Here is a 17242-nt window from a genome sequence, read left to right as displayed (position 1 = left end):
GGTCTAACGTTATGGTATTAACTACTTCGGCACGTGCCATTTAACGCACGATCCGTGCCATTGCGTCCCTTTCTTTTGCTGCAACGCAGAAAAACCTCGACAAACCAATGACCTATGTCCGGAATTGAAAAGGTATGAATAAATAGAAATAATCGGGTTTAACGTTTGCGAGGATGAAACGCTCTCGCCCGTTACGTAACGATGCGCCGTAACGCACGCCGGACGGGAACATGGCACGGAACACCCGGATCGTTGCGATTGCGGAACGGGTGCGGCCGGAGAGCGCGGCTTGAACGACAGATTCACCGCACATTGCAGCGCGTATCGGAATGCGGTGAATATCGGCGGCCGGTAATCCGCAATCCAATCCAAAAAAACCTGTCAACCGATTTAAATACCGGCAAGGTGCGCTGGAAATGGCGGATGCCTCGCCATCGTTTGCATACGACAGCGCGACAAAAATGGATCGACGGCCGCGACGCGTGACACAAGCGGCGTGGAATCGAACGGGGAGCGTATCGGTCGCGCGCGCAGTGCGGCGCGTGTACAAGCCTGGACAGGCAGGGATCCCGGGATGTTTCGGATGTCGTGCCCGGGGAAGAGCGACGCCATGCCCGGTCGTGCATGATCCGGATCGTCCGGTCGATCACGTCGATCGATTCGCGCACGACGTATCGCGCGCCGTGGCCGGACCGCTGGCGACCGCGGAGCACTTGCGCATGGCCTCGCCCCGCGGTGCACGTGTTGGCGGCGACGGCCGGGCGTTGCCGGCCGTCGCGCGCTCCGTCACTGACTCAAGTTCGCGCTCGCATCAGGCCTTCAGCATGCCGAAGACCTCGCTCAGCATCGACTTCGCGTCGCCGAACAACATCCGGTTGTTGTCCTTGTAGAACAGCGGATTGTCGACGCCCGCATAACCCGAAGCCATGCTGCGCTTCATCACGATCGACGTCTTCGCCTTCCACACCTCCAGCACCGGCATGCCGGCGATCGGGCTCGTCGGGTCGTCCTGCGCCGCCGGGTTCACGATGTCGTTCGCGCCGATCACCATCGACACGTCGGCCTCCGGGAAGTCGCCGTTGATCTCGTCCATTTCGAGCACGATGTCGTACGGCACCTTCGCTTCGGCCAGCAGCACGTTCATGTGGCCCGGCATGCGGCCCGCGACCGGGTGAATCGCGAAACGCACGTCGACGCCCTTTTCACGCAGCAGCTTCGTCAGCTCGAACACCGTGTGCTGGGCCTGCGCCACCGCCATCCCATAGCCGGGTACGATGATCACGCGCTTCGCCTCGCGCAGCAGCTCGGCCGTTTCCGCGGCGCTCACCGCCACCGCCTCGCCAGCCGGCTGCGCGCCGCCGCCGGCTGCCGCCGGCGCGCCTGCGCCGCTGCCGAAGCCGCCCGCGATCACGCTGATGAAGTTGCGGTTCATCGCACGGCACATGATGTACGACAGGATCGCACCGGACGAGCCGACCAGCGCGCCGATCACGATCAGCAGGTCGTTGCCGAGCATGAAACCGGTGGCCGCCGCCGCCCACCCCGAGTAGCTGTTGAGCATCGACACCACGACCGGCATGTCCGCGCCGCCGATCGCCATCACCATGTGCACGCCGAACAGCAGCGAGATCACCGTCATCACGACGAGCGGCAGCATGCCGTCCTGGATGCTTTCCGCATGCAGGAACGCGCGGCCGAAGTAGATCACGATCAGCAGCGCGGCCAGGTTCATCCAGTGCCGCGCCGGCAGCAGCAGCGGCTTGCCGCCGATCTTGCCCGACAGCTTGCCGAACGCGATGATCGAGCCCGCGAAGGTGACCGCGCCGATCAGGATGCCGACGTAGATCTCCACTTCGTGGATGGCCTTCTCGGCACCGGTGAACTGCAGCGACGTGTCGATGTAGCTCGCGAAGCCGACCAGGCAGGCGGCGAGACCGACCAGGCTGTGCATCAGCGCGACCAGTTCCGGCATCTGCGTCATCTGCACCTTCTTCGCGGCGTACAGGCCGACGGCGCCGCCGACGACCAGCGCGGCGACCACGTACGGAATGCCCGCGGCCGACACGCGCGGGCCGGCCACGGTGGCCAGCACGGCGATCAGCATGCCGATCATGCCGAGCAGGTTGCCGCGACGCGCGGTTTCAGGGTTGGCCAGCCCGCCGAGGCTGAGGATGAACAGGATCGCGGCGCCGATATAGGAGACGGTAGTCAGGTTTGCAGTCATTGTTGTCGTCCCCTTATTTGCGGAACATCGCCAGCATGCGCCGCGTCACCGCGAAGCCGCCGAACATGTTGACGGCCGTGAGCGTCAGCGCGCCCACCGCCAGGCCGAGGATCAGCCCGGACGGGCGATCGCCCGCGTTGGCCAGTTCACCGAGGGGCGGCGCGACCTGCACGAGCGCGCCGATCGCGATGATCGACGAGATCGCGTTAGTCACGCTCATCAGCGGCGTGTGCAGCGACGGCGTGACGTTCCAGATCACCATGTAGCCGACGAAGCACGCGAGCACGAACACCGTGAAGTGCGACAGGAAGCTCGCCGGCGCGTACTGGCCGACGACCAGGAAAGCCAGCGCGCCGACCGCGAACACGATGGCGAGCGCCTTGGCCGACATCGGCTCGCCGCTGTGGCCATGGCCCTTGGACTTCGCGGGCGCGGCCGCCGCGGGCGCCGCCGGGGGCTTCGGCGCGACGACCGCCTGCTTGATCGGCGGCGGCGGCCACGTGATGTTGCCGTCCTTGATGACGGTGAGGCCGCGGATCGCGTCGTCGTCGAAATCGACGTTGATCGTGCCGTCCTTGGCCTTGCACAGCTCCTCGACCACACGCAGCAGGTTGGTCGCATACAGCGTGGACGACTGCCGCGACAGGCGCGACGCGAGATCCGTGTAGCCGACGATCGTCACGCCATGGCGCACGACGGCCTCGCCGGGCACCGTGAGTTCGCAGTTGCCGCCCTGTTCGGCCGCCATGTCGACGATCACGCTGCCGGGCTTCATCGACTGCACCATCTCGGCGGTGATGAGCTTCGGCGCCGGCTTGCCGGGAATCAGCGCGGTCGTGATGATGATGTCGGCGCCCTTCGCCTGCTGCGCGTACATCGCGCGCTGCGCCTGCTGGAAGCCTTCGCTCATCACCTTCGCGTAGCCGCCGCCGCCCGATCCTTCCTCTTCGTAGTCGACCTTGACGAACTCGCCGCCCAGCGACTTGACCTGGTCGGCCACTTCGGCGCGCGTGTCGTTCGCGCGCACGATCGCGCCGAGGCTCGCGGCCGTGCCGATCGCGGCGAGACCGGCCACGCCGGCACCGGCGATGAACACCTTGGCCGGCGGGACCTTGCCGGCCGCCGTGACCTGGCCGTTCAGGAAGCGGCCGAACGCGTGCGCGGCCTCGATCACCGCCCGGTAGCCGCTGATGCCGGCCATCGACGTGAGCGCGTCCATCTTCTGCGCGCGCGACAACGTGCGCGGCAGCGAATCGATCGCCAGCACGGTGGCGCGCCTGGCGGCCAGCTGCGCCATCAGTTCGGGATTCTGCGCGGGCCACACGAAGCCGATCAGCGTGCCGCCCTCGCGCATCAGCGCCACTTCGTCGCTCGTCGGCGGGCGCACCTTGAACACGATGTCGCTGCCGGACCAGAGCTCGGCCGCCGTGGCGGCAATGCTCGCGCCGGCCGCACGATACGCGTCGTCGTCAAAGTTCGCACCGGCCCCGGCGCCGCTTTGCACGGCCACCGAAAACCCCAGCTTGATCAGTTTCTCAACCACCTCGGGGACGGTCGCTACGCGCCGTTCGCCGGTGGCTATCTCCAGAGGAATCCCAATCTGTAATGTCATATTGTGAACTGTCGGTTGCGGCCGCGCGAAAAATTCAGCCCCGAGTGTCGAGTGGCCAAATTCAGGCTCCCGGCCTTGGTGAAACAGGTCAACCTGGATCAACAGCGCAGCCCTGATGCAGCCACGAACACGTTGTCTCCATCGCCAGGTTCCGTACTCGATATCCGGCGTCGGGCCGTGGGACAGCGGCATCAAGCATACCGGCCGACGCGGTCTTCTCGAAATTTATCTTCTGAATCGAGCAGCATTCGTTTCATGAATCCCGTGCCGAGGATTCAGCGACAGTCTGACCGTTTCGGTTTACTCGTTCAAGTCGCGTGTGATCTCCGCACACGCCCCTTTCCCGGCGAGGCTTCGAAGGAATCGGTTCCGCCGACGGAACACATGTCGGCCGGCCATCACGGATCATTCGCTTTCCTGCCGCGGGGGCGCTACAAACGAACGCCAGCCAGGTCTTTCGATATGGCCCTTTAACTCGCACCGATCCATGCACTCATCGCACCCAACCACGCGTTGCGCCCTTGATCGCCACCGCCCGACGTTGCATGCTTCGGCGACTTCACGCACGGCTGCTCGGCGGTCGCGCGCCGGCCGTCGGCTTGTCATCCATCGGATTTCACAACCGAATCATGACGACGGGATCAAGCACTCCCGATCGCATTGCCTTGCGCGGTCATGTCGATGAAATGCTCCGCCGGCATCGGACGCCCGAGCAGGAAACCTTGCAGCGAATTGCAGCCGAGCGTGGTCAGGAACTGCTGCTGCGCCGTCGTTTCAACGCCCTCCGCGACGATCTTCAGGTCGAGTGCCCGGCCGAGCGCGACGATCGCGGAAATGATCGCGGCATCCTCGGTGTCGTGTTCGAGATCGCGGATGAACCCGCGGTCGATCTTGAGCTCGCTGGCCGGCAGGCGTTTCAGATAGAGCAGGCTCGAATAACCCGTTCCGAAGTCGTCGATGGAAATACGCACGCCCATGTCGTGCAGCTGCTCGAGGATTCTCAAGCTGGCGTCGGCATCGCGCATCGCAGTCGATTCGGTGATTTCCAGCGTCAGGCAGCGCGGTTCCAGCGCGTGCCGCTGCAATGCGGCCTGCACGACCTGGACCAGGCTCGCGTGACCGAATTGCAACGGCGACAGGTTGACGGCCATCGTCCAGTCGGTTCGACCGGCATCGCACCACGCGCGCATCTGCCGGCAGGCCTCGTCCAGTACCCACTCGCCGATCGGGACGATCAACCCGGTCTTTTCCGCGATCGAGATGAACTGATCGGGTGAAATGAGGCCGCGCGTCGGGTGCATCCACCGCAACAGCGCCTCGACGCCGATGATCGGTCCATGCGGCACTTCGAACTTCGGCTGGTAATGCAGGACCAGTTCACGCCGCTCCAGCGCCAGGCGGAGTTCCTGCACGATCTTCAGGTGCTCGCGGACATTCGCGTTCATCGATGCCTCGAAGAAGCAGTACGCGTTTCGGCCGAGCGCCTTCGCGTGATACATCGCTGCATCGGCATTGGTCATCAGGTCCCGGAAATGGCTGCCGTTGCCGGGATAGAGCGCGATTCCGATGCTGGCCGACACGCGCAATTCGTGCTCGGCCACGCGGAACGGTTGTCGAATCACCGCCAGTACCTTGTCCGCCACGCCAGCCGCGTCCGCGGGTTCGTCGACGGACACGACCAGCACGAACTCGTCGCCCCCCAGACGGGCGATCGTGTCCTGCGTGCGCAGGTTCGCGCCGATGCGCTGCGCCACGTCGACCAGCAGCAGATCGCCGACATGATGGCCATACGCGTCGTTGACCGCCTTGAATCCGTCGAGATCCATGAACATCAGCGCGAAACATCCTTTCTCGCGGTCGGTGCCCTGGATCGCCTGATCGATCCGGTCTTCGAGCAGCACGCGATTGGGGAGCTTGGTGAGGTTGTCGTGCAACGCCAGATACGTCAATTCCTGGTTGGCTTCGGCCAGCGACGTCGCCAGCACCGCCGTGCGGGACTCCAGACGCAGATCGAGGATGGAAACGACCAGCGCGATGGCGAGGATGGCCAACGTGGCGACGATGATGACCAGTGCGAGCCAGCCGGCGTCCATGCGCGAGCCGGCTGCACCGCAGATGCTGCCCAGCGGGAACCGGGCGGCGGCCATCCCGGTATAGTGCATGCCGGCGATGGCGGCCCCCATCAGCACGGCGGACCCCAGGTTGAGCAGGCGCACGCGGGACGAGTTCGCACGCCGGATGAACACGATCCACAGCACGGCGCCGGACGCGACCACGGCGATCGCGACCGACAGGCAAACGAGCAGCAGGTCGTACCGGATGCCCGGCGACATGTGCATGGAGGCCATGCCCGTGTAATGCATTCCCGCGACGCCGGCCCCCATCAACACGGCCCCGCCGCACAGCCGGTGCCACTTCAGCGTATCCCGACAGACGAGCCACAGTGCGCACGTGGAGCAGGCGATGGCGATCAGCAGCGACAGCAACGTGATGGTCGGATCGTATCCGACCGGAATCGGCAACGCGAAAGCAAGCATGCCGACGAAATGCATCGACCAGATGCCCGTGCCCATCACGCAAGCCGCGCCGACCAGCCACCAATGTGCGGCGCGCCCCTGGGCGGTCTTGATGCGCCCGGCCATGTCCAGCACGGTGTAGGACGCCAATATGGCGATCAGGAGCGAAAGAAGAACGAGCAACGCGTTGTAGCTTGTCGGCAGCATTGTTATTTACAGATCGCTTTCGGTTCGGCGGTGACGAGATCACACGTTACACAGGGTCTGCGTGAATTCGCGTGAAGGTCGGGCACAAAAGGAAAGCGGTGCCCGAAGGAACGGACTGGTCGTGCGACCAATCAGGCGATTCCAGCGACCACCGCTTGCATGGCGGATCATAAACGCGACCTTCCGTTCAGGGAAGGATTTACCGCTGCGGGGTCGGTGAAGGACGCGGCCCGGATTGTACGGGCATCCGCGGGCATGCCATCGGGCGGCCATGCGTCAGGCGCGGCCGCCGTGTTTGTCGATCGACGCCATCGACGGCAGACATCGACACGGGCGAGCGGTCACACCGCTCGGCGTCGACCCGATCGTCTCGCATGGTGCGCAGCAACCGCGCGGTTGACGAGTTCGGCTGTATCGCGATCAATGTACAGTCGCTCGATCGCCTCGACACGCTGCTGCGCCGGCTCGATTCCGGGTATGAGCGAGTCTGTCGATTCCGGCCGGCCTTCAGGCCAGCCCGGTGCGGGCGTTCCAATCCCGGCGTCAGATCGACTGGAGCGCACCGCTCTGCTTGCCCTCGGCACGAAGTTGACGTCCGATGCGGCGAATCTCGGCCTCTCCGCGCTGAAGCGCGTCGACACTGGTGTGCACGGAGTAGTGGCCGAGCACGAGTTCGTAGGGATGCTGAGTGGCGGAACCCAGCACGAAGCGCGTGTCGCCCTCGGCGACCAGTTTGATCGCCGTCTCGGCGCGCTCGAAGATCGCGACCTCTCCACGCGTGATGCGGGATGACGCACGCAGTGCGCCATCCATCACGGAAACCCACGCGACGTCCTGCCCCGGAGGAGGAACAAACGCCCAATGCTCGCCATCCTTCAGCGTGACCACGAGGTAGGTCATCGGCGGTGCATCGACAGGGCTCGTCATGCCATCGTACGTGCCCAGGATCACGCGCACGGGGCCCGCGCCCGGAACCTGCTCCGGCATCACATATTGGCTCCTGGTCGGTGCATTCTCCAGATCTGGCGGGAGCGCGACCCAGAGCTGAAAGCCCCGCAGGGGTGCCGTGTCAAAGGTGCCCGTGTGCCACACACCGCCGCCCGCCTGCATCCATTCCACCCCACCCGCGGGCAGCACCCCGGCGTTGCCCGTCGTTTCCGCATATTGGACCGCGCCGTCAAGGACGACCGTTACCGTGGCGATGCCTGAGTGCGGATGCCAGCCGAATTCAAGCGGTCGGGCGTGACTGCCATTGGACTCGAAGAGATCAAGGAACACGAACGGCTTGATCAACCGACCCAGGTCAGAGGGACTCACCAGCCGCGTAATCGACCCGTTGCCCAACCCGCGCGCGCGGCGGACGATACCACGTGAACGCTGCTCATGCTTGAGCGGAAACTGGGCGTTTTCGCTTCCCGTCGTGCTTGTTGTCATGGCATTCATCCTTGTTTTCACGTCTTCTTTCGACTTGCCGCTCGTGCGAAAGTGAGCGAATAGTGGCTGACCAACCCGCGCGTCGCGCAATACCCGGTTGGGGTCCCGCCTATCATCCGCGTCCATGACGATATCGAATCGGCATCCTAACTTCTTGCCACGCTGATCAAGCCGGCATGTTGACCTTGGCCCACTCCGCAAAGCCGGTGATCTGCCCGTTGACCAGCGCATCTGCGCGCGCCCTCTTGGCGTCCGCGTCAGGGCCGAAGTAACTGTAGTCTTCGAAGTAACCCATCATCGCGCAGACTTCGTCCGCGCCGGGATAGAACATTTCGTAGGCCTTGCCCGGCACCTGGTTCACCACCACGTTGTGGCCCTGCGCATTCAGGATATCCGCGAACGCCTGCCAGCTGTAAGCGTCGGCGCACAACGACAGAATCTGCCCCTGACCGGCTATCTCCGGATGGTCGAAGACTTCCTTGACCAACTTCCCCAGTTCGTGGATGTCGCCGGCATGGACGCTCTTGCTGTTGATATCCATCGGAACCGCCCAGGCCTTTTGATTCCCGTTCCCGGTGGGTTGCGGCGCCATCTGGCCAAGGAAATTCTGAAAGAAGAACGGCGCTTCGACGAAGCTGTAATCGGGAAAGCCCGCGTCGGCGATCACGGCGTTGGCCCGAGCTTTGTGGGTGAAGTGCGAAACCTCATACCGGCCGCCTGAAATTTCGTGAGCGTCGGGTAGCGTCGACCAGACCATGTGAGTCACGCCGGCAGATTTTGCGGCGCCGACCACATGCCTTACCTGATCGTATTCGCTCGTCCCTGTTGCGGGATCCCAGAAATTCGTGACCAGGAACACCCCATGGGCTCCGCTGAGCGCGGGCGCCAATGTGTCTACCCTGTTCAGATCTGCGGCAACCACTTCGACGCCTCGAGCGGCGAGCCGTTTGGCCTGATCCGAGCCGACATCTCGACTGATCGCCCGGACGGTATAACCGCCTTGATCGAGCAGCGCGTTCACCACGCCTTGCCCCTGTCGCCCCGTCGCGCCAAACACGACAATGGTTTTTTCCGACATGGTCATTCTCCTGCGTTTTCTGCGGATTGCCGCTGATACCAAGGAGCCGAGGACATCGCTCGGGGAGCGGGATCCTCAGCGCTCGTCTCGCACCCAGTCGTAGCGGTGTGGTGCGTTCACATAGCGTGATCGAAGTGAAACGGACTCACTTCACATGCTTGTCGAACCATGCGATCAACTGCTCCGGGTGTTCGGAGAAGTAGTTGTAGCCATCCCAGCGCCGGGTGCTGCCTTCGAGCCAGAACAGCTGCTTGTCGGCAACGGGAATGTTGTCGAAGATCGACTGTACGTCGCCGGGCTTGGTCAGCGCGTCGTTACGCACCTGCAGCAGGAAGGCCGGCGCCTGCCAGTGCTTCGCGTATTCCAGCGGCGACACCTGGTCGATCCTGAAGCTGGTAATCAGCTGCACCTCGCGGTCGATCGCCTCGAACTGGTCCGCAAGCCCCATGTACTCGAGGTTACGTTCGACCATGGCTCGCATCGAGATCGGCTGCACGGCAACAAGCGCCTGTACGTCGGCAAAGAACTCCGGATATCGCGTCTTCGCGACGAAGGTCGCGTTCGCACCCATGCAGCGGCTGAGCAGGCCCAGCTTCATGCCACGGGTATCGGGGCGGGACTTGACGTACTTCAGCGAACCGGCGACGTCGCGGGATTCGAACAGGCCCCACGTGAAGATGTTGCCGTTGGCCGCGCCGCTCTGGCCGTGGTTGCGCGCGTCGTAGGTCAGCACGTTGTAGCCAGCCTCATGCAGGTGCTGATATTCCCGCATGTAGTTGACCTCGATGTCATTGCCCGGAACGAACTGCCACCGCGGCAGGTGCGAGGGGAAGCCGTAGCGGTTCATCGGCATCGGGTGGTTGGCGATCACCAGCTTGTTCGAGCCCGCTCGGGGAATCCACCACGCCTCCAGCGGAGTGCCGTCCAGGGACGGGAACGTGATGTCCTCGTACGCCATTCCATACTCGTCCGGCGTGTGGAGGATCGGTGCGCGGACCGGGGTGCTGAGGCCCTGGGCCAGCGTCGTGAGCATCTGCGAAGTATCGGGCATGACGGTTTCTCCTTAGCTATCCGATTCGGGAAGTTTTCCCAGTCCGCAGAAGATACGTCCGAGCCTTTCGTTGAACAAGACGGGCATTTTTATTATCATCGTTCCATGAATGGAACAATCGATCTCAACCAATTCCTGATCTTCATCCGGGTCATTCAGGCGGGAAGCCTGAGTGAGGCAGCGCGACGCCTGAACCTGCCGAAGTCCACGGTAAGCCGAAAAATCTCCGACCTGGAAGACCGGATCGGCGAGCGGCTCATTCAGCGCACGACACGCAAGCTCAGCCTCACCGAGGCCGGCCGCGTCCTGTTCGAACGCGTCGGCCCCGCCATGAGCGACATCGAAGAGGCGGAGAGCGCAGTGGCGGGAATGCGTGGGACGCCCCGTGGCGTGCTGCGAGTCGCGGCGCCGATGTCTTTCAGCCCACTCAGACCGATCATTGCCGAATACCTCGCTCGCCATCCCGACGTCGCGATCGAGTTGGTGAACTCAGATCGCCTTGTCGATCTTGTCGACGAGCGCTTCGACGTCGCGATTCGGGCGGGCGCACTCGTCGATTCGTCGCTCGTCGCACGCAAGCTCGGAACAGCACAGTTCATGCTGGTGGCGACGCCCGAATACTGCGAACGCCATGGCGTCCCGAAGACACCTGCCGAACTGACGAACCACGCATGCATCGCCCTTGGCGGTAAAGCGACGTCGCGCGTCTGGCCTTTGGAATCAGGAAGCAAACGTACCGAAGTCCGCATTACGCCACGACTGATGGCCAACGACATCGAGATGGTTCGAGTGGCCGCTCTCGCCGGCGTGGGAATCGCATGGTTACCCAAGGCCTTGTGCACCGACGATCTCGACGGGAAGCGCTTGCGGCACCTGCTCGTCGACTGGTCCTGGGAAGACATTCCGGTCTATGCGCTCTACCCGACGAGGCGCCATCTTTCACCCAAGGTCGTCGCCTTCGTCGATCTGCTCGCCCAGCGGATCCGGTTGGGCAACGATTGACGTGCCGCGTGCGGCACGCTCGAACCGGATCCGGTGATCTCCCGAACCAGCTCAAATCGACGCGCGAAAGCGCGTCGGACATTCTTGTGGAGGTTCATCCGGCCGGGTTCCTGGAAGATCGGGGGGTTTGGCGACCTCCAGTCGCCCGGACCCCGTCCGGACGAACCATCGAACCAACCTATCAAAGCTTCACAGCCAGCCATTCGTTCATCACGCGCGCGTCCTCCAGCCGATCCAGCGCCAGGCAGGCGTCGCCCAGCGCATCGACCTGCGGCCGGTCGAACGCCACGCCCGCCAGCGTGCGATATTTCGCGAGCAAGGCCGCGTCCGGCAGCGGATTGCGCGGATCGCCGAGCGCGATCGGCACATGGCACGATGCCTGCCGCCCGTCCGTGCCATGCAGGATCACCGTCGGCTCGTCGAGATCGCCAAGCGCCGGGTCGACCTCGAGCGCGATGCGCGCCAGCAGCGCGGTCACGCGCGGATCGCTGCGCTGCGCCGCGCGATACACGCCGATTCCCGTGTCCCCGAATGCAAGCGCCGCCGCCACCGCATACGGCAGGCTCATCTGCGCGGACGACAGCGTCGTCAGATCGCAACCGCCGCACATGCGCATGACGAACGCGCTCGCGCGCACGACCACCCGCTCGATGTCGCCCGCATCGAACGTGCGGCCGTTCGCGAGCTGCAGCGCCGCGTCGACGGCCGCATGCGCGCTGCGGCACGATGCGTGCGGCTTGATCGAACAGCGCATCAGCTTCCAGTGAGTGCCGAGGCCGTCGGTCAGTGCATCGGGCGCATGCGACTGCGCGGCGAACGTGCTGAAGAAACCGCCCCATACGTCGTCGAACACCCGCGCGGGGCCGCTCACGCCTTCGCGCGCAAGCAGCGCCGCGAGCACGCCGCCCTCCGCCGCCCGCCCGGCGTGCAGCCGCTTCGTCTGCGAACCGTCGTGGATGAAACCCCACAGGCCGCCCGCGAAACTCGCCGCATGGCCGAGCGCGTCGCGCGTGCGCGCGGCGTCGAGCCCGAGCACGCGCGCGCTCGCGGCCGCGGCGCCGAACACGCCGCAACTGAGCGTCGAGTGCCAGCCCGCCCCGTTGTGCGCCGCGTAGCCGCCCGCCGCTTCGAGCACGCGCCGGCCGACGTCGTAGCCGAGCACGATCGCCATCACGCATTCGCGCCCCGTCACCGGGCGGCCCGCGCACGACAGCGCGGCCAGCACGGCCGGCAACACCACCGCGCCCGAATGATCGCAGCCGCCGGAATCGTCGAGTTCGAGCGCGTGCGCGGCAATGCCGTTCACGAACGCCGCATCGCGCGCGCCCGCGGCGTGCCGCGTGCCCCACAGCGTCGCGCCGCCCTGCGCGACCGTGCCCGTCAGCGCGCGGGCGCTGCGCGTCTCGGCGGCACACGTGCCTGCCAGCGCCGCGCCGAGCGTGTCGAGCACATGACGCCGCGCCTTCGCGACGACGTCATCCGGCAATGCCTCGGCGGCCGTTTGCGCGACGAATGCCGCCAGCCGGGTAGCGCGCGTTTCCAGCGCCGCCGTCATCGCGCGGACGCGTCTGCCACGCAGTGCGCGAATACGTCGACCGGATGGCCCGGCGGATTGACGGGCGCCTGCGCACGCCACCAGCGTGCGATGTCGCGCCCGGTCGCGAACCACGCGTCGCCCGCATCGCGCAGGTGCGCGAGCAATGCGCGCAGCAGGTCGATACGCCCCGCCGTGCCGATGATCTCCGGATGCAGGCGCACCACGCAGCACAGCCCGAACCGCCGAAACCCGTCGACATCGCGCCGCCAGTTGTCGAGCACGTCGCGATACGCCGCGATGCGCGGCTGGCCGGCCGGCACCGGCGGCGACAGGTTGAACTCGAAGTACGGCTCGTCTTCAAGCTCGTAGTGCAGCGGCAGCTCGACGAGCCGCGCGCCGTGTGCGCCGCCGTCGCCGCGCGGGTGCACGTACGGCAGATCGTCACCGCGCCATGACGACGACCACGTGAAACCTTCCGCCACGAGCCAGTCCGCGAAGCCGCCGGCCCAGTTGCCGGTGAACGAGCGAAACCCTTCCGCGTCGCGGCCGGTCGCATCCGCGAGCGCCGCGCGCCCGGCACGGCAGGCATCGATCTGCGCGGCGAGCGGCAGCGCATCAAAGTCTTCGCAGCGATACCCGCTCACGCCGAGTTCGTGGCCCGCCGCGCCGATCTCGCGCACCGCTGCCGCGTGGGTCTCGGCGACGATGCCCGGGACGAACCAGCTCGCGGGTACGCCGAACGCATCGAAGGTGTCGAGCAACCGCTCGACGCCGCGCGTCGCGCCGTAACGCCACACCGACAGCGATTTCTCGCGACCGGCGATACGCGGCTCGCGTGCCTGGATACCGTGAATGTCGTTGAAATCGACCGTGATCGCGACCGCGCAGCGCGCGCCGCCCGGCCACGCGGGAAGGGTCGTCATCGGCCGCTCCGTTGCGTTTGCGCCTCTCGCGCATGCTGCGCGAGCCACCAATCGGCCACTTCGCGACAACGCGCGAACCATACGCCGTCGCGCGCGCGCATATGGCCGAGCCACGCCTCGAGCAGCGCGATGCGCCCTGGCTTGCCGCACACTTTCGGGTGCAGCAGCGTCGTCAGGCACAGCCCTTCCCGGTAGACGCCGTCGAACTCGCGCATCCAGTTGTCGAGCGTCGCCTCGTAGCCGGCGATCCGATCGAGCCCGGCCGGATAGTCGGGGTTGCGGTGGTACGCGAGCGACGCGTAGTCGTCGGTTTCCCAGCGCCCCGGTATCTCGACGAGCGGCGGCTCGCCGTCCGCGCCGTGCAGAAGATACGGCCGGTCGTCGCCGCGCATCTAGCTGGAATAGCGCACACCGGCCTCGCGCAGCACGTCCACCGTCGCCGCGCTCCAGTCGCCGGACGGCGTGCGGAATCCGACCGGCCGCACGCCGAGCATCCGAACGAGGATCTCGGCCGACTGCGCCATGATCTCGCGCTGCCGATCCGGTTCGAGTGTCCAGAAGGCTTCGTGCCGGTAGCCGTGATAACCGATCTCGTGGCCGCGCTCGACGATCGCCGCGCATCGATCCGGCCACGTCCGCGCGACCCAGGCGGGCACGAAGAAGGTTGCGGGCACCTCGAACGACGCCAGCACGTCGAGCAGCCGGCCGAGCGCGCGCCACGGCCCGTAACCGCCGAGCGTGAAATACGCGGGGTTGCGCCAGATCGACCCGTTGAGCATCGCGTCGCCGGTCGGACCGTCGAGATCGAACGCGAGCGCGACGCATGCACGCTTCGCGTCCGGCCAGCGGGGAGCCAGATCCGTCATCGCGCGCTCAGTGCGTGCCGTTGATCATCGCCTTCGCCACCGCGTGTTCCTGCAGCCCCCACTTCGCGAGCAGCTTGTGGTACGACCCGTCCGCGATCATCTGGTTGAGCGCCGTGCTCAGCGCGCCGCTCAGCGCGGTATTGCCCTTCGCGACGCCAATGCCCGTGTACTGCGACAGGAACGGCTTGCCGACCGGCGCGTACGCGTTCTGCTCGAGGCTGTTCTGGTACGGCAGCGTCTCGCCGCCCTGCACGGCCGCGTCGATACGGTTCTGGCGCAGCTGCATGCGTGCGTCCGACGAGCCGTCGGTGCCGACCACGACGATCGCCGGCTTGCCGGCCTTCACGCAGTTCTCCGCGCTCCATGCGGTCGTGTTGTCCGGGAACGACGTGCGCCGGCTCGACCCCACGCGTTTGCCGCACAGCGCGCTCATCTGCGCGAACTCGCCGGCGCGTGTCTTCAGCGTGTAGAACTGCGGCCCCGTCTCGATGTAGTCGACGAACGTCACCGCGTCGCGGCGCGTCGGCAGGTCGGTCATGCCGGAGAGGATCATGTCGACGCGTTGTGTCGCGACCGCGCTCATCATCTGGTCGAAACTCGTCTCGACCCAGCTCAGCTTCGCGCCCATCTTCGCGGCGAGCGCTTCGCCGAGATCGACGTCGAAGCCCGCCAGCTTGTCGGTGGCCGGATCCTTGTATTCGAACGGCGGATAGTTCGGCACGATCGCGACGTTCAGCGTGCGCTTCGCGCCGGCGGCCTGCGCGGTTGCGTGGGACGCATGCAGCGCGAGTGCGCCGAACGCGACAGCGGCCAGCATGCGGGTCAGGACGGATGCTTTCATGGGATGTCGCCTTGTCATGGTGAGTAGTGAAGTGCTGCGCCGGTCTGCGTGCCGGCTCGCTCGGGTGCGGCGGGCCGGGCGGCCCGGCCCGCTCATGCGATCACGGCCGAGATGAAGTCGCGCGTGCGCGCATGCGACGGCGCGGACAGCACCTGTTCCGGCGGCCCGCTCTCGACGATCCGGCCGCCGTCCATGAACACGACGCGATCGGCCACCTCGCGCGCGAAGCCGAGCTCGTGCGTGACGACGATCATCGTCATGCCGCTCTTCGCGAGATCGCGCATCACGGCGAGCACTTCGCCGACGAGTTCGGGATCGAGCGCCGACGTCGGCTCGTCGAACAGGATCAGTTGCGGATGCATCGCCAGCGCCCGCGCGATCGCGACGCGTTGCTGCTGGCCGCCCGACAGCTCGACCGGAAACGCGTCGCATTTGTGCGCGAGCCCGACACGCGCCAGCAGCGCGCGCGCCTCCTCCTCGGCTTGCGCGCGGCGGCACTTGAGCACCTGCACGGGGCCCTCGATCACGTTCTCGAGCGCGGTCTTGTGCGGGAACAGGTTGAAGCGCTGGAACACCATGCTCGTCGCCAGCCGCTGGCGTGCGACCTGACGCTCCGACAGCGCGTGGAGCCGGTTGCCGGTGCGCCGGTAGCCGGCCAGTTCGCCGTTGACCCACAGCGCGCCCGCGCTGATCGTCTCGAGCTGGTTGATGCAGCGCAGGAACGTGCTCTTGCCCGAGCCCGACGGCCCGATGATGCACAGCACTTCGCCCTGCGCGACGTCCAGCGTGATACCGTGCAGCGCCTGGAAATCGCCGTACGCCTTGCGTACGTCCACGGCGCGAACGACTGCGTTCGTCATGACGTTCTCCCGATGGTTGACGGTCGCGTCGCTCATGCGCGGCCTGCCGCACGGCCCGCGCCGCGCGCGAAGCGCCGTTCGACGCGGGCCTGCACGAGCGACAGCACGGTGACGACCGCGAGATACCAGATGCCCGCGACGATCAGCAGCTCGATCACGCGGGCGTTCGCGTAGTAGATGTTCTGCGCGTTGTGCAGCATCTCCGCGTACTGGACGACGCTCGCGAGCGAGGTCAGCTTGACCATGCCGATCAGCTCGTTGCCGATCGGCGGCACGATCACGCGCATCGCCTGCGGCAGGATGATGCGGCGCAGCGCCTGCAGGTGCGGCATGCCGATCGATTTCGCGGCCTCGTATTGGCCGGTATCGACCGACAGCAGCCCCGCGCGCACGACTTCCGACGTATACGCGCCCTGATTGATGCCGAGCCCGAGCAGCGCGGCAAGGAACGGCGTCATCACGTCGACGGTCCGGAATTCGGCGATGCCCGGGATGCCGAGGGTCGGAAACACCAGCGCGAGGTTGAACCACAGCAGCAGCTGCAGGATGATCGGCGTGCCGCGAAACAGCCAGATGTAACCCTGCGCGATCGCGCCGAGCACCGGGTTCGACGACAGCCGCATCACCGCGGTGACGACGCCGAGCACGATGCCGAGCGTCATCGCGAGAACGGTCATCACGATCGTGTTGCCGAGCCCGGTCAGGATCGAGCGCGCGGTCAGGAACTGGCCGACGACGCGCCACTCGATCTGCCCGCGCGCGAACGCGACGGCCACGTAGGCGAGCGCGACGAGGATCGCGATCGAAGCGGCATAACGGCCCCAGTAGCGCCGGCGCACGCGCACGAGGCCGGCGGTCTCGTCTGCCGCGGCGCCGGCCGGCACCGGCGATGCGCCATCGAGGCGCCGCGAATCGGATGCACTCAGCATGACGGCCCCCGGTAGTCGGCCGCCCACGCGGCCTGGCGTTCGATCGCGCCGCTCAGGCGGCCGATCTGTTCGCGCACGCGTGCGGGCTGCCTGCCGCCCGCACCGCCGCGCTCCGCCACGGCCGCGTCGAGCCGCAGACTCGCGCCGACCCCCGGCGCGACC

The 17242-nt window shown here is 66.1% G+C and carries 14 protein-coding genes and 1 pseudogene; 1 reads left to right on the top strand and 14 read right to left on the bottom strand.

Annotated features, from left to right (window positions below):
• Window positions 1–811 precede the first annotated feature (811 nt).
• The 6 genes from pntB to G3N62_RS15520 all read right to left on the bottom strand — a co-directional run bounded on the left by pntB (window position 812) and on the right by G3N62_RS15520 (window position 10122).
• On the bottom strand, window positions 812–2224 hold the full coding sequence (pntB, locus tag G3N62_RS15545) for a Re/Si-specific NAD(P)(+) transhydrogenase subunit beta (protein WP_049035769.1): 1413 nt from the start codon (window positions 2222–2224) through the stop codon (window positions 812–814).
• A 13-nt stretch (window positions 2225–2237) separates the two neighbouring features.
• Entirely contained in the window at window positions 2238–3836 is a 1599-nt protein-coding gene (locus tag G3N62_RS15540) for a Re/Si-specific NAD(P)(+) transhydrogenase subunit alpha (RefSeq protein ID WP_124670565.1), read from the bottom strand.
• 641 nt (window positions 3837–4477) lie between these two features.
• Window positions 4478–6559, bottom strand: a complete 2082-nt coding sequence (locus tag G3N62_RS15535; protein ID WP_124670564.1) for a bifunctional diguanylate cyclase/phosphodiesterase — start codon at window positions 6557–6559, stop codon at window positions 4478–4480.
• Window positions 6560–7102: 543 nt separating this feature from the next.
• The gene (locus tag G3N62_RS15530) at window positions 7103–7993 is read right to left on the bottom strand and encodes a pirin family protein (protein WP_124670594.1); all 891 of its coding nucleotides are present in this window, start codon (window positions 7991–7993) and stop codon (window positions 7103–7105) included.
• Between the two features lie 166 nt (window positions 7994–8159).
• Window positions 8160–9071: an NmrA/HSCARG family protein gene (locus G3N62_RS15525; protein ID WP_175027287.1), complete on the bottom strand. Its 912-nt coding sequence runs from the start codon at window positions 9069–9071 to the stop codon at window positions 8160–8162.
• A gap of 145 nt (window positions 9072–9216) precedes the next feature.
• The gene (locus G3N62_RS15520) at window positions 9217–10122 is read right to left on the bottom strand and encodes an alpha/beta hydrolase (protein WP_124670562.1); all 906 of its coding nucleotides are present in this window, start codon (window positions 10120–10122) and stop codon (window positions 9217–9219) included.
• A 105-nt stretch (window positions 10123–10227) separates the two neighbouring features.
• Between G3N62_RS15520 and G3N62_RS15515 the strand changes: the two genes are divergently transcribed.
• Window positions 10228–11124 carry a LysR family transcriptional regulator gene (locus tag G3N62_RS15515; RefSeq protein ID WP_124670561.1) on the top strand — a complete coding sequence of 299 codons (897 nt, stop codon included), beginning with the start codon at window positions 10228–10230 and terminating at the stop codon, window positions 11122–11124.
• A 2-nt stretch (window positions 11125–11126) separates the two neighbouring features.
• On the opposite strand, the pseudogene G3N62_RS35970 reads toward G3N62_RS15515, so the two are convergent.
• From G3N62_RS35970 to G3N62_RS15485, 8 genes and pseudogenes are all read right to left on the bottom strand, one after another.
• Window positions 11127–11222, bottom strand: a pseudogene (locus G3N62_RS35970) (IS481 family transposase); the annotation flags it as partial.
• 83 nt (window positions 11223–11305) lie between these two features.
• On the bottom strand, window positions 11306–12679 hold the full coding sequence (locus tag G3N62_RS15510) for an MmgE/PrpD family protein (protein ID WP_124670560.1): 1374 nt from the start codon (window positions 12677–12679) through the stop codon (window positions 11306–11308).
• Window positions 12676–13584: a polysaccharide deacetylase gene (locus tag G3N62_RS15505; protein ID WP_124609304.1), complete on the bottom strand. Its 909-nt coding sequence runs from the start codon at window positions 13582–13584 to the stop codon at window positions 12676–12678. The genes G3N62_RS15510 and G3N62_RS15505 overlap by 4 nt, the downstream gene beginning before the upstream one ends.
• Complete coding sequence (locus G3N62_RS35965) at window positions 13581–13976, bottom strand: hypothetical protein (RefSeq protein ID WP_241013109.1); 396 nt, start codon at window positions 13974–13976, stop codon at window positions 13581–13583. Before G3N62_RS35965 ends, G3N62_RS15505 begins: the two co-directional genes overlap by 4 nt.
• Window positions 13977–14450, bottom strand: coding sequence for a polysaccharide deacetylase family protein (locus tag G3N62_RS35960; protein ID WP_241013108.1), 474 nt, complete (start codon window positions 14448–14450; stop codon window positions 13977–13979).
• Window positions 14451–14457: 7 nt separating this feature from the next.
• Window positions 14458–15291 carry an ABC transporter substrate-binding protein gene (locus G3N62_RS15495; protein WP_124670559.1) on the bottom strand — a complete coding sequence of 278 codons (834 nt, stop codon included), beginning with the start codon at window positions 15289–15291 and terminating at the stop codon, window positions 14458–14460.
• Between the two features lie 92 nt (window positions 15292–15383).
• Window positions 15384–16187 (bottom strand): amino acid ABC transporter ATP-binding protein, encoded by an 804-nt coding sequence (locus G3N62_RS15490; protein WP_124670558.1) that lies wholly within the window; start codon window positions 16185–16187, stop codon window positions 15384–15386.
• Window positions 16184–17080 (bottom strand): amino acid ABC transporter permease, encoded by an 897-nt coding sequence (locus G3N62_RS15485; RefSeq protein ID WP_083286627.1) that lies wholly within the window; start codon window positions 17078–17080, stop codon window positions 16184–16186. The genes G3N62_RS15490 and G3N62_RS15485 overlap by 4 nt, the downstream gene beginning before the upstream one ends.
• Window positions 17081–17242: the final 162 nt, after the last annotated feature.

Source organism: Burkholderia sp. Tr-20355 (assembly GCF_017104685.1).
Classification (GTDB): domain Bacteria; phylum Pseudomonadota; class Gammaproteobacteria; order Burkholderiales; family Burkholderiaceae; genus Burkholderia; species Burkholderia seminalis.
Note: the sequence above shows the minus strand (reverse complement) of the source record. Positions and strands in the feature narration are given on the sequence as shown.

Coding starts and splice junctions, on each gene's coding strand:
- G3N62_RS15515 (WP_124670561.1), top strand. CDS start 10,228: ATGAATGGAACAATCGATCTCAACCAATTCCTGATCTTCATCCGGGTC.
- G3N62_RS15535 (WP_124670564.1), bottom strand. CDS start 6,559: ATGCTGCCGACAAGCTACAACGCGTTGCTCGTTCTTCTTTCGCTCCTG.
- G3N62_RS15495 (WP_124670559.1), bottom strand. CDS start 15,291: ATGAAAGCATCCGTCCTGACCCGCATGCTGGCCGCTGTCGCGTTCGGC.
- G3N62_RS15525 (WP_175027287.1), bottom strand. CDS start 9,071: ATGTCGGAAAAAACCATTGTCGTGTTTGGCGCGACGGGGCGACAGGGG.
- G3N62_RS15540 (WP_124670565.1), bottom strand. CDS start 3,836: ATGACATTACAGATTGGGATTCCTCTGGAGATAGCCACCGGCGAACGG.
- G3N62_RS15505 (WP_124609304.1), bottom strand. CDS start 13,584: ATGACGACCCTTCCCGCGTGGCCGGGCGGCGCGCGCTGCGCGGTCGCG.
- G3N62_RS15490 (WP_124670558.1), bottom strand. CDS start 16,187: ATGAGCGACGCGACCGTCAACCATCGGGAGAACGTCATGACGAACGCA.
- G3N62_RS15520 (WP_124670562.1), bottom strand. CDS start 10,122: ATGCCCGATACTTCGCAGATGCTCACGACGCTGGCCCAGGGCCTCAGC.
- pntB (WP_049035769.1), bottom strand. CDS start 2,224: ATGACTGCAAACCTGACTACCGTCTCCTATATCGGCGCCGCGATCCTG.
- G3N62_RS15485 (WP_083286627.1), bottom strand. CDS start 17,080: ATGCTGAGTGCATCCGATTCGCGGCGCCTCGATGGCGCATCGCCGGTG.
- G3N62_RS15530 (WP_124670594.1), bottom strand. CDS start 7,993: ATGACAACAAGCACGACGGGAAGCGAAAACGCCCAGTTTCCGCTCAAG.
- G3N62_RS35960 (WP_241013108.1), bottom strand. CDS start 14,450: ATGACGGATCTGGCTCCCCGCTGGCCGGACGCGAAGCGTGCATGCGTC.
- G3N62_RS15510 (WP_124670560.1), bottom strand. CDS start 12,679: ATGACGGCGGCGCTGGAAACGCGCGCTACCCGGCTGGCGGCATTCGTC.
- G3N62_RS35965 (WP_241013109.1), bottom strand. CDS start 13,976: ATGCGCGGCGACGACCGGCCGTATCTTCTGCACGGCGCGGACGGCGAG.